General features: G+C 37.0%; 9 protein-coding genes and 1 pseudogene. 3 read left to right on the top strand and 7 right to left on the bottom strand.

What is annotated here, in order from left to right; translation table 11 throughout:
- The first annotated feature begins 76 nt into the window (after positions 1-76).
- Positions 77-880, top strand: a pseudogene (locus KMHG_RS18835) (BCCT family transporter).
- On the opposite strand, the gene KMHG_RS11800 reads toward KMHG_RS18835, so the two are convergent.
- Both KMHG_RS11800 and KMHG_RS11795 read right to left on the bottom strand, forming a co-directional pair.
- Positions 858-2,543, bottom strand: a complete 1,686-nt coding sequence (locus KMHG_RS11800) for a methyl-accepting chemotaxis protein (RefSeq protein WP_010289772.1) — start codon at positions 2,541-2,543, stop codon at positions 858-860. The pseudogene KMHG_RS18835 and the gene KMHG_RS11800 sit on opposite strands and share 23 nt — an antisense overlap.
- 242 nt (positions 2,544-2,785) lie before the next feature.
- Entirely contained in the window at positions 2,786-3,232 is a 447-nt protein-coding gene (locus KMHG_RS11795) for an arsenate reductase/protein-tyrosine-phosphatase family protein (RefSeq protein ID WP_010289771.1), read from the bottom strand.
- A 210-nt stretch (positions 3,233-3,442) separates the two neighbouring features.
- On the opposite strand from KMHG_RS11795, the gene KMHG_RS11790 reads away from it, so the two are divergent.
- On the top strand, positions 3,443-4,462 hold the full coding sequence (locus KMHG_RS11790) for an alpha/beta hydrolase (protein ID WP_010289770.1): 1,020 nt from the start codon (positions 3,443-3,445) through the stop codon (positions 4,460-4,462).
- A gap of 177 nt (positions 4,463-4,639) precedes the next feature.
- On the opposite strand, the gene KMHG_RS18480 is transcribed toward KMHG_RS11790, so the two are convergent.
- The 4 genes from KMHG_RS18480 to KMHG_RS11765 form a co-directional block, all read right to left on the bottom strand.
- Positions 4,640-4,924, bottom strand: coding sequence for a bile acid:sodium symporter (locus KMHG_RS18480; RefSeq protein WP_010289768.1), 285 nt, complete (start codon positions 4,922-4,924; stop codon positions 4,640-4,642).
- Between the two features lie 715 nt (positions 4,925-5,639).
- Positions 5,640-6,611: a hypothetical protein gene (locus KMHG_RS11775; RefSeq protein ID WP_010289761.1), complete on the bottom strand. Its 972-nt coding sequence runs from the start codon at positions 6,609-6,611 to the stop codon at positions 5,640-5,642.
- Between the two features lie 111 nt (positions 6,612-6,722).
- Entirely contained in the window at positions 6,723-7,496 is a 774-nt protein-coding gene (locus tag KMHG_RS17910; RefSeq protein WP_010289759.1) for an HD-GYP domain-containing protein, read from the bottom strand.
- A gap of 144 nt (positions 7,497-7,640) precedes the next feature.
- On the bottom strand, positions 7,641-9,050 hold the full coding sequence (locus KMHG_RS11765; protein ID WP_010289757.1) for a C69 family dipeptidase: 1,410 nt from the start codon (positions 9,048-9,050) through the stop codon (positions 7,641-7,643).
- Positions 9,051-9,182: 132 nt separating this feature from the next.
- On the opposite strand from KMHG_RS11765, the gene KMHG_RS11760 reads away from it, so the two are divergent.
- Positions 9,183-9,563 (top strand): hypothetical protein, encoded by a 381-nt coding sequence (locus KMHG_RS11760; protein ID WP_010289756.1) that lies wholly within the window; start codon positions 9,183-9,185, stop codon positions 9,561-9,563.
- Between the two features lie 42 nt (positions 9,564-9,605).
- Here KMHG_RS11760 and KMHG_RS11755 read toward each other — a convergent pair whose 3' ends face one another.
- Positions 9,606-10,583, bottom strand: coding sequence for a tRNA dihydrouridine synthase (locus KMHG_RS11755; protein ID WP_010289752.1), 978 nt, complete (start codon positions 10,581-10,583; stop codon positions 9,606-9,608).
- Positions 10,584-10,888: the final 305 nt, after the last annotated feature.

Below are 10,888 nucleotides of genomic sequence, written 5' to 3'. Positions count from 1 at the left end.
CTGGTAAGCTTTATGTGGCATGACAAACACCTCCTTTTTCTCATATTATATTGAGAACAGGTGTTCCTTTTAACAAATTGGCACGCGCAAAAAATTTGCGTTCGCATTTATCCCCTCCCTACTCACTACGTTTCTTGAGGGAGGGGTATTCTGCGAAGAAATGATAAAATATAGCTTAAGACTAGATTCATATAGTGAAGGTAGTTGGGGAAAAGACTGGACGATCTTCTACTGGGCGTGGGGCATTGCATGGTCACCATTTGTTGGTTCATTCGTTGCACGTGTTTCAAGTGGGTGGACGGTGCGCCCATTTATCGTTGGGGTATTAATCATTCCACCACTCATTTCATGTTTCTGGATTGCTATATTCGGTGGTTCAGTGCTTTACTTCGATTTGAAAAAAGGAACAGATATCGCTGGAGCCGTCAATAATGATGTAACGGTTGCATTATTCTAATTGCTAGAACAATTGCCGTTCACGTTGATTGCGTCTATTATCGGTATCATTTTAATTTTCGTCTTCTTAATTACTTCTGCCGATTCGGCAACATTTATGATGGCGAGTATGAGCTATGGTGGATCGTTAAATCCAGCGATGCAACTGAAAATTGTTTAGGGCTTATTAATGGGTGCCATCGCAAGCGTATTACTGTTTACAGGTGGTTTAAATACGTTACAAACAGCATCGCTCATTGCGGCACTACCATTTACCGTCATTATTTTATTACTCGTCGTATCGTTTACAGATGAAAGAACGCGAAACGAAGAAATAAACAAAAAGCTGTGCATCTGCCAATTTAGGCGGACGCACAGCTTTTTATATTGCTATATATTCAAACGTTTGAACATATGTGCTACTATTTCGTTTGAAATTGATTAATAACCGTTTGTAGATTTTCTGATAAATGTGCAAGTGCTTGAGAAGCAGCTGAAATCTCTTCGATAGAACCTAACTGTGTCGTTGTTGCATCATTACTTTGTTTTGCACCGTCTAACGTATTGATAGCAAGCGTATCAATTTCAGATGCATTTTCTAAAATCGTCGTATTCATCGATTGGACTTCAACGATAGATTGGTGAATATCGACTGCGTATCGTTTTACATCATGAATCATCATTTCGATGTCTTTGAAAATCGTTGTAACGTCTTCTGTTTTCGTTAAGCCGTCGTGAATGCGATGTGATTCTTGTTGGATTGCTTGAATGACTTGTTGTACGTCAGATTGAATTTCAGACACCATATTGAAAATATCATCTGCTGAATGTTTCGATTGCTCTGCAAGCTTACGCACTTCGTCTGCGACAACTGCAAAGCCTTTTCCGGATTCGCCGGCACGAGCTGCTTCAATCGCTGCATTCAATGCTAATAAATTCGTTTGTTCAGAAATTTGTGTGATCATTTGTACGATGTCTGTAATTTTTAACGATTTTTCTTGTAATTGATGAACAGCTAATTCATTTTGTTTTGATGATGCGACAATGAGTTCCATTTGATTGTAAACAGAAGCAACAGCGTCCGTGCCTAATTTCGTTTTTTCAAATGTTTCTTGTGATAACGTATCCATCGTATTGCTACGTTGTGTAATCGTTTGAACGTTATTATTTAATGATAGTAGGGATTGATTAATCGTCGATAAATTTTCACGTTGTGTCGCAGAGTATTCTACAGTTTGTGCAGTTTGCGCAGTCATCAGTTCTGTGACTTTCATATTTTCTTGTGTTGTCGCTGATAACTGTTCAGCACTCGCTGAAACTTGTTGACTTACATCTGCTGTTTCTTTAACGACATTGACGAGCACAGATTGCATGTCATTAATCGATTGCGCTAATGAAGCAAATTCATCTTTTCCGACAATCGGAAGTGACGGCGCATTTAATTGTCCGTGTGAAATTTTTTCAGCTTGTTGTTGCACCGCTTGAATTCCTTTTGTCATACGTTTCGTCGTGAAATAAGCAATCGCAGCTGCAATGAGTGTAATAACAATCACTAATAGGACAGTAAGCATAATAATATTTTTATAAATTATTTCATTGTTTGTCGTAATGACGTCCACATCTTTTGACTGTTGATCTGCTAATGCGGTAAATGCCGCTTGTGCATCTTCAAATAAAGGTTTGCCAGCTTGAATTCCCGCTGTTGCGGCTTCCCAATCACCTTTTTTCATCAGCTGTTCGTTTAGACGGACACGCTCATCAAATTTTGCCCACTTTTCTGCATAGTCTTTTAACATATCGTCTGTTTTTTGAGTAGGACTAATTTGTTGATAAGTCGCTTCCAATGCTTTTAATTGGTCCAAATTTTGAAGGGCAATTTGTGTTGCACCGACATTTTTGAACGCGAGTGCCGTTACCATTTGTACACGCGTATTTTCTGTTAATTGTCCGATTTGCGTGAGGACAAGTGCAGGTTTGACACCAGAATGATTTAACGCATCCCCACTGGATTTGATTTTTGCGGTTTGTGTCATAGCATAACCCGCTAATCCTACAAAGAGCAAAATAACAAGTGTGAATGAGAAAAATATTTTACTGAAAATTTTCATAGTTAAACAACCTTCCCAAAATATAGATAATTTTATATCCATTTGAATTATATATGTTGTAACAATTGAAATGAGCCAAAAAACCTAAAATAGTGGTAAAAATGTAATTTCGAGCGTCATCTCAAAAATATTAGCATTATCCTATGAATTTTAATAACGATTGCCTATAATAGCGTATAAGATGCGCTTATTTATGAACATTACATGAATTTTTTAACTAAAAAAAAGAAACTAGCTCAGCACTAATTTCCTTTTTGGGGTGTAATAGATGATTCATCTTCGATATGCTTTGCGAAACGTTTAATTTCAACGCCTAATTGATCGCGTACTTTACGATACATTTTGAGCTGTTCAAGGTAATCGTCGCAAGCAAGTGGATCATCAATTTGAATATGTATATGGTTCGTGTTGTTGGATACGGATAACGACGGTTGCAGTGGTTCTTCACAAATACTAATCAAATAATCTGCTTGTTGAAACAAAGCAGGATTAAATTGTGGTGATTCGTAATGTGAAATGTCGATGCCGATTTCTTTCATTACTAAAATAGCGAGTGGGTTCATCGGTTTTTGATCAGGGAAAGAAGTACTAATAAAACGAACTTTGTCTTTTAAGTAGACTTCTGCGAATCCTTGAGCCAACTGTGCACGATTAGAATTTCCACTACAAAAGAAATATACAGTTTTCATCAATCTCATCCTTCTTCTATTAGTACGGTATATAGTATAAGTAACTAATACTAAAGTATCAATCCTTTTAGATTAATTTTTGTAATAATTTAACACCCATCAATCGTAGAAATGGAAAAATAGAAGATGTATGTATCACATCATCATTTACGTAATTAACATATTTAATAAGAAATTGTGATTTGTCTTACTACTGAATGGAGGTTCTATATGGCTTATTGGAAAAAAATTATGCTTATCATCACTAGTCTCATCGTTTTCACTATATTTGTAGCTACCATTGCTTTTTATATTTCCCCGAAACCAGGAACGGCACTCATTCGCTATGCTTTTAATCGTGAAGTACCGATTAAAAACAGTACGCAATTTGAAAAATCAAAAGAAGTCGTCAACGTTATTCACAATGAAACGTATACATCGAAATATGGACGCAATGAATTTGATATTTATTATCCACACGATTTGAAAAAAGGTGAGCAAGTACCAGTTATTTTTTGGCTTCATGGAGGCGGATATTTAGCAGGTGATAAATCATTGTTGAATGAATATGCGCATACGTTGATTGAGCAAGAAAAAATTGCACTCATTTCGATTAATTATGAGTTTGCACCAGAATTACGCTATCCCGGTCAGCTCGAACAATTAAATGAAGCGTATCATTATATTGAACAACATGCGGAAAAATACCCATATTTAGATATGAAACGACTCGTTTTTGGTGGTGATTCAGCAGGCGCGCAAATTGCAGGGCAATATATGCTCGTGCAAACGAATCCACAATATGCTAGCGAGATGGATATGAAAGCATCAATTCCGCGTGATGACGTAAAGGCATTTATTTCATATTGTGGACCGGTCGATTTAATCCAAATGACGAACTTAAAATGGCATGATTGGATCATGAAATTTTTCGCCAGTACGGTTGGACGTGATTTAACAGGACAACATCGTTGGAAAGAGAGCGAAGCGGTACAGATGGCTTCAATCGCACGACATGTGACGAGCGATTTCCCACCGAGCTACGTCACTGACGGAAATGCATTTACGTTTCCCGAACAAGGCCAAGCACTTGTAAAAGCATTAAAAGAAAAAGATGTCCCCGTGCAGTCACGCTTTTTCGACGATACGGACGAAAAAATATGGCATGAATATCAATTTAGTTTAAATACCGAAGCGGCACAACGTTCTATGGCAGAAACGATCGCTTTTCTCAAAAAACATATCGATTAGTGAAAAAAACAGCAATACGTCTAGCATATTGCTGTTTTTTTGTACAAAATTACTAATTAATTGATTAACTAATTAATTAGTTTTATATAAATTTATAATTATTTGAACTCGCTAATCTATATAAAATAAAAAGTAAACCCATTCAGGGAGACAATCCTGAATGGGTAAAAACGTTCGTTAAGTATTTTTTGTAACGGTTAGAGGAGGTATTGATGACTCGGTCGTAAACGCAGGGGCTTTGCGTGACCAAATTGTTGCAACAATTAACCCGGATACGATATGCCAAGTTCCCCAAATTGCTGCCACAATGGCTATACCACCTAAGCCATCAAAGAAATTAAATACGAGAATCAAATCGAGGCCAGAATTTTGAATACCTGTTTCCATCGCAATGGCGCGACGATCTGTTTCTTGCAGTCCGAGCAATTTCGCTACTGTATAACCTAATGATTGCGAGAGCATTTAAAATAGCAACGATTATGAGTACAGTACGAATATGCTCAGCAAAGACCGGGTAGTTATTTGCTACTATGATAATAATAAAAATTAAGAATACTGCAATCGAAAATTTTTTCATAAAGCCGATACTCTTTTCGGTCACTTTGGGCAAAAAGTGGCGCACGGAGCATACCTAGTACTAACAGTAGTGCCAACATAAAGATAATGCTTGAAAACATGTCCCAAATGCCAATGCTAAATGAATCAATAAGCATTGCAGTCAACTTATACATCGACGCCCATATGAAAAATTCCTTACTGCGGTACGACATTCGATGGATGAACAAGTTTTGCGATGGCAGAAATGCAACCATCACTAATAAAGGATCTAGCTTTAATTCAGAGTAAGAATGTGCGTCTAGTAGGCGCATAACAGAGTTAGTGATAAATAAAGTATCGAATTTACTACTTTCTGCTGTTTGTGTAAACTAGTTTAAACCGTAGTTGCTGCTTGCTTTAGATGCTAGATGACGCCAACTTGCAAGATGTTGCCCAGGCAATTGGATAAATAACCCGAGTTTCATTTCTTTCACCATGTTATTTCCCTCTAATTCACTTAGTATTAAAAATTAAAAGGTCTCTAGTATGTCTAGTCAATACTAATTCTCATTGGATTACTTTGTATTATAAAGACGTTTTTTTAGAATTCAAATACTTTTTTGAAGAAAATGACAATTTTCTAAACCAAATGTGCAATACAGTCTAAATGTTGCTTTATAGGACTATGTGATAACGTGACAATCCCTTCTGCTTCTAAGTCCATTAAAATACTGACAATTTTACCGTATATCGCAGGTCGTCTTAAATCATAAATCGAAAAAGCATCTAATACATCACAGGACTGGTCGTGTAATAAGTGGGCGATCATTAGCGCACTTTTAATGCCATCACTTAATAATATAATGACTTGTGCGCGGAGGGGTAAATTAGCGTCAGGTAAAATAAGCGGTGGCGGCGCTGCTTTCGTTAGAGAAGGTGTATTGTGCACAACAGGTGCTACGGGTGTATATGTATGTGCTAGTTGTTTCATTTGTTCGATGCGCTGCGCATTTTGTAGCTTTGTTGCCGTCTCATCTAACATATGTTGCTGGATTTTTAAAAGTGGCAAGCCGACTGCTAATTGCTGTTTTGCATCGTAAGGAATATGTAAAGGTGTTTCAGGATGCGCTGCGTTATATTGTTCTGCATCTAAAATAATTTGCAAATAATAGCGCATATGATCATTCGGTGATGCAAGGGCAGTCACCATTTCTAATATATTTTGTTTCAATACTTCATTCGCTTCATGGAGTGTTTTTAAATGACGCGGTGGCATATTTAAAAATTGTGCAAAATGATCGCGCCCATAATGAATACGTTTTTTCGTGTCGATATGCTCGATAATAAATTCATAGCGAAGCGGCATCCCACAAGCACATTTACCAGCACGATTGTATTTACCATGGTCAATACAATCAATTAATCGCCATTTTTCAACGTGTCGCTCCGCTTCGGTTAACGAAATATCGACCGCCTGTATCGTCGTAACATGTTGCGTCGTCGTCATTTGTTGAAATAAAGCATCATAATTTTCTTGAAGTTTAAGTAATAAATATTCATATTGTTGTTGTGTCAACATATGTTTCAGTTGTTCGTTTGATAAAAGGTGCATCGTTAAAACCTCGATTCAAAACATTTCTTTCGATATTGTATCAAATTTTTACAAAAAATTGTGCAAAATAAAAAAGGTACAAATTGATAAAGTACCTTTTTTAAATGAAATTTATGGAAAATCTATCGAAATTAATTTAGTTGATTGTACAGAAATACAATGCATTAAAATATTGACATATTTCGGCTCGATCTTATGTTGTGCTTCTAGTTGTAAAATACGATATGCCTCATGAACAGGTAACGCTTGTTTATAACATCGTTCGGCCGTCAGTGCATCAAATACGTCTGCAACTGCAACGATTTTAGCGAAAGGATGAATATACGTAGCACCATATGGATACCCACTACCATCTAAGCGCTCATGATGCTGTTTAACCGCTTTCAAAATCGTTGAAGATAATGATATGGCGTGTGATTTTAAGTAATGGTAACCGTATAAAACGTGTTCCTTCACTTGATTAAATTCATCGGTTGTTAATTTTGCAGGTTTATATAAAATCGTTGGTGATACGGCAACCTTACCAATGTCATGTAAGAGCGCTGCTTTCGCTAATTCGATTAATTGCGCAACGTCTAATTGTGCTTTATGACCGATTAATAGCGCATAAATCGTCACATGTAAAGAATGGATAAATAAAGCGCGGTCATATCGTAAAAGTTGTACGAGTAATTGTTGAAAAGAGATGTCATTTTTTAAAACATGCATAAATTGAAAAAAGACTTGTTGATACATTATTTTTACGTCATCGGTATTTACGAAATGAATGATTTTATCGGGCTGTGTTGCCAACAATTCAAACATTTGAATAATATCTGCTAATAAAATTTGGTCTGTTTCTTGTTGATTGACGATCATATTTAAAGAATCATATTCTAATTTCATCTCATTACTCCATGTTAATTATTTGATATGTATTATACAGTAATGATGTATAATCGTTGCATGAAGTGCATAAATAAGAAAAAACAGTCATAATTCGACAGATTACGACTGTTTTTCTGAATGTTCTTTAAAATAAATAACGCTTTAGTCTGCTAATGAATAGTTTAATTTCATTTTTTTCGTACCAGCAGCCATCATATCACCTAAAAGCTTGTTCGTATTTTTGAAGCTAATTGAGGCAAATTGCTCATTAATATCTGTTAAATATTGTTGTAAGTTGTCTTGCTGTAATGCTTCTTTATCTGCTTGTAGTTGTAAATGACGGCAAGTAGCGACTGTATCGCGTTCAAAGCGGCTTTGCATATCACTGTATAAATTGTAATTTGAATCACCAAGCAATGCGATGGTATGGCTTAACCAATGGATTTTCGTAATATCAAATGTATCTGTTGTATCGCGGTAACATGCTGGTGTATCTAATACGTTCGCATAGAAAGGAACGACAGCGTTAAATGTATTCGGTCCAAATGCTAACCAATGAACGCCTGCGATTTCTTTCGGCACATCATTACGTAGTTGTAAAATGTGGCATTCTTGGTTACGGTTTAAGCCGATTGTACGGAACATATTTTTCGTCGTTTCATCGCCTTCACCGTAAGGGTCGAATTCTGTATTTTCGAAGTGAGAGCTTAACGCCCATTTTACGTCTTCAACAGAAATTTTGCGATTTGCGCGGCAAATAAATGGTAAGTCTTGATCCATTGGTTGTTGTTCCACTTCAGGATTGAAGAATTTTTGAACGTACCAAGCGCGTGGGTTGTTGTAACGTGTATCTTTTACAGAAGCGCTACCGAAAATGTGGCGCAAGTTATATCCTTCAAAATCAGGATTTAAATGATACGTCTCAATCATTTCTTGTAAGCCTGTTGAGCAAAGTGTATCTGCTGAATCAAAATCAAAATGGTCAATGTTGAAACGGTTTGGTGCAACGACATACGCATCGTCTGGAATACGTACAGCTGCCCAGTTATGACCGCCGATTGTTTCTAAGTACCATACTTCGTCATGGTCTGAAAATGCGATACCATTTGACTCATATGTACCATATTGTTCTAAAATCGCACCTAAGCGTAAAACGCCTTCTTTAGCTGAGCGAATATATGGTAAAACGATTGTCAGCATGTCTTCTTCGCCGATACCGTTCATTTCAAATGGATCGACACCAAGCACGCGTGCATTTGTCGTAATTGTTTCAGTGGCTGTCATTGCGACGTTTGCGCTATTAATACCTGATTCACCCCAAATGCCGAAGCCATCTGCAGCGTCTGGTGTAGAAGTGTAGCGCAATGGGGTATCTGGCAATGTAATCTCAAAGCCACTTTGTACAGATTTATATACTTTTGGTTGGTTTTCTGGATGCATCACGATAAATTTTTGTGGGTTAGATGCAGCACTACCACTATCTTCGTTACGCGCGATCATCGTTGATCCGTCGATAGATGCTTTTTTGCCGACAAGAATCGTCGTACAAGAGCCTAGTTTTCTGTTGTCCATAATATCACCTATGCTTTCTTATATGATTGTACAAATTATATCATAGAAAAAAGACTCGTTGCGTAGCGTATATATTCTGAATAATATGGGTATATATGCACTAAATGCGGTCCAATATAAGGAGGATTTCGAATGAAAAAAATAGTATCATCTTTGCTAGCAGGTGCCATTGCTTTTAGTACTTTTTCAGTTGGCAATGTTACACCAAATAGTGCACCAACTGTAGCTTCTGCAAAATCAACGGCTAAGTTGCTAGATGAGGGCGGAGACAAAGTATTAAAATATCTTTATTCAAAAAATCCATCATATAAAAAGACACGAGTTTTGATTACGGAACAACGTAAATTAAAAAGTGGTAATTTGTTTTATGGTGTACATGAAGATAATCCGAAAAGTCCTGCAATGATGCGGATCGGTTTTTATAAACTAACGAAAAAATCGGGTTATAAGCATTTATATGAATACGATATCATTCGTGATCGCTATAAACTCGTGAAAAAGTTTAAAAAATAATATAAAAAAGAACTGCCGATTTTTTGGCAGTTCTTTTTTTATTTATGCTAAACCTAATGATTGACGTGTTTCATTTACTAACTGACGTGCTTCGTCTAATGATTTCGTGTTCATTAAGCTGTTACGAAGTTCTGCAGCGCCACTGAATCCACGTACGTAAATTTTGAAGAAGCGATGTAAATGGTTGTATGGGCGACGTGTTTCAGGAGAATATTTTTCATAAAGATCTAATTGCATATCTAATAAATTTAAATATTCTTCTACTGTACGTTCGCGTGGGTCTGTAGAGAAGGCAAATGGGTTTGTGAAAACACCGCGGCCAATCATAACACCATCAACACCGTATTTTTCAACAAGTTCTAAACCGACTTGGCGGTTCGGAATATCACCATTGATTGTTAGTAAAGTATTTGGTGCGATTTCATCACGTAACGCTTTAATTTCAGGAATTAAATCCCAGTGTGCGTCAACTTTACTCATTTCTTTACGTGTACGTAGGTGAATTGTTAAGTTAGCGATATCTTGTTTTAATACATGTGTTAACCAACCGCGCCATTCTTCTACATCTGTATAGCCTAGGCGTGTTTTGACGCTGACAGGAAGGCCGCCAGCTTTAGCGGCTTGAATAATTTCAGCTGCTGTTTCTGGATGATTGATTAGACCAGAACCTTTACCTCGTGATGCAACGTTAGCTACTGGGCAACCCATGTTAATATCGACACCTGCAAAACCAGCTTCTTTCATGCCGATACTCATTTGTTTGAATAATTCTGGTTTGTTACCCCAAATGTGTGCAACGAGTGGTTGTTCGTCTTCTGTAAACGTTAAGCGACCACGTACGCTATCTTGACCTTGTGGGTGACAGTAGCTTTCGGTGTTCGTAAACTCTGTAAAGAATACGTCAGGACGGCCCGCTTCAGCTACGACGTGACGGAAGACAACATCTGTTACGTCCTCCATTGGTGCTAATATGAAAAATGGCTTCGGTAAATCAAGCCAGAAATTTTGTTGCTCGTTCATTCGATCTTCTCCTCATATATACAATTCGATAATTTAAGTTTTAAACTCCTCATAAATAGTATCATTTATTTTGTGCGATTGCATAGCATTTGTAACTGATATTGTATTTTCACAAGATGTTTCTATCTTGAATGTAGCAGAGGACGCCCACCTCAAAGAGCGTAGCGAGTAGGTGGGCGTCTTCTGCTACAAGGTATTAAGTTTTGACTGTAAATCAGCTTGATTATATAATCAGTGTCATAAACAAGAAAGGCTGATACAACACTGGTTTTAGAATGTATCATATAAAGTCGGATTCAGAAGAA

Origin of the sequence: Kurthia massiliensis (genome assembly GCF_000285555.1) — a bacterium.
Taxonomy (GTDB): domain Bacteria; phylum Bacillota; class Bacilli; order Bacillales_A; family Planococcaceae; genus Kurthia; species Kurthia massiliensis.
Note: the sequence above shows the minus strand (reverse complement) of the source record. Positions and strands in the feature narration are given on the sequence as shown.

Coding starts and splice junctions, on each gene's coding strand:
- KMHG_RS11800 (WP_010289772.1), bottom strand. CDS start 2,543: ATGAAAATTTTCAGTAAAATATTTTTCTCATTCACACTTGTTATTTTG.
- KMHG_RS18480 (WP_010289768.1), bottom strand. CDS start 4,924: ATGCTCTCGCAATCATTAGGTTATACAGTAGCGAAATTGCTCGGACTG.
- KMHG_RS11755 (WP_010289752.1), bottom strand. CDS start 10,583: ATGAACGAGCAACAAAATTTCTGGCTTGATTTACCGAAGCCATTTTTC.
- KMHG_RS17910 (WP_010289759.1), bottom strand. CDS start 7,496: ATGAAATTAGAATATGATTCTTTAAATATGATCGTCAATCAACAAGAA.
- KMHG_RS11790 (WP_010289770.1), top strand. CDS start 3,443: ATGGCTTATTGGAAAAAAATTATGCTTATCATCACTAGTCTCATCGTT.
- KMHG_RS11795 (WP_010289771.1), bottom strand. CDS start 3,232: ATGAAAACTGTATATTTCTTTTGTAGTGGAAATTCTAATCGTGCACAG.
- KMHG_RS11775 (WP_010289761.1), bottom strand. CDS start 6,611: ATGCACCTTTTATCAAACGAACAACTGAAACATATGTTGACACAACAA.
- KMHG_RS11765 (WP_010289757.1), bottom strand. CDS start 9,050: ATGGACAACAGAAAACTAGGCTCTTGTACGACGATTCTTGTCGGCAAA.
- KMHG_RS11760 (WP_010289756.1), top strand. CDS start 9,183: ATGAAAAAAATAGTATCATCTTTGCTAGCAGGTGCCATTGCTTTTAGT.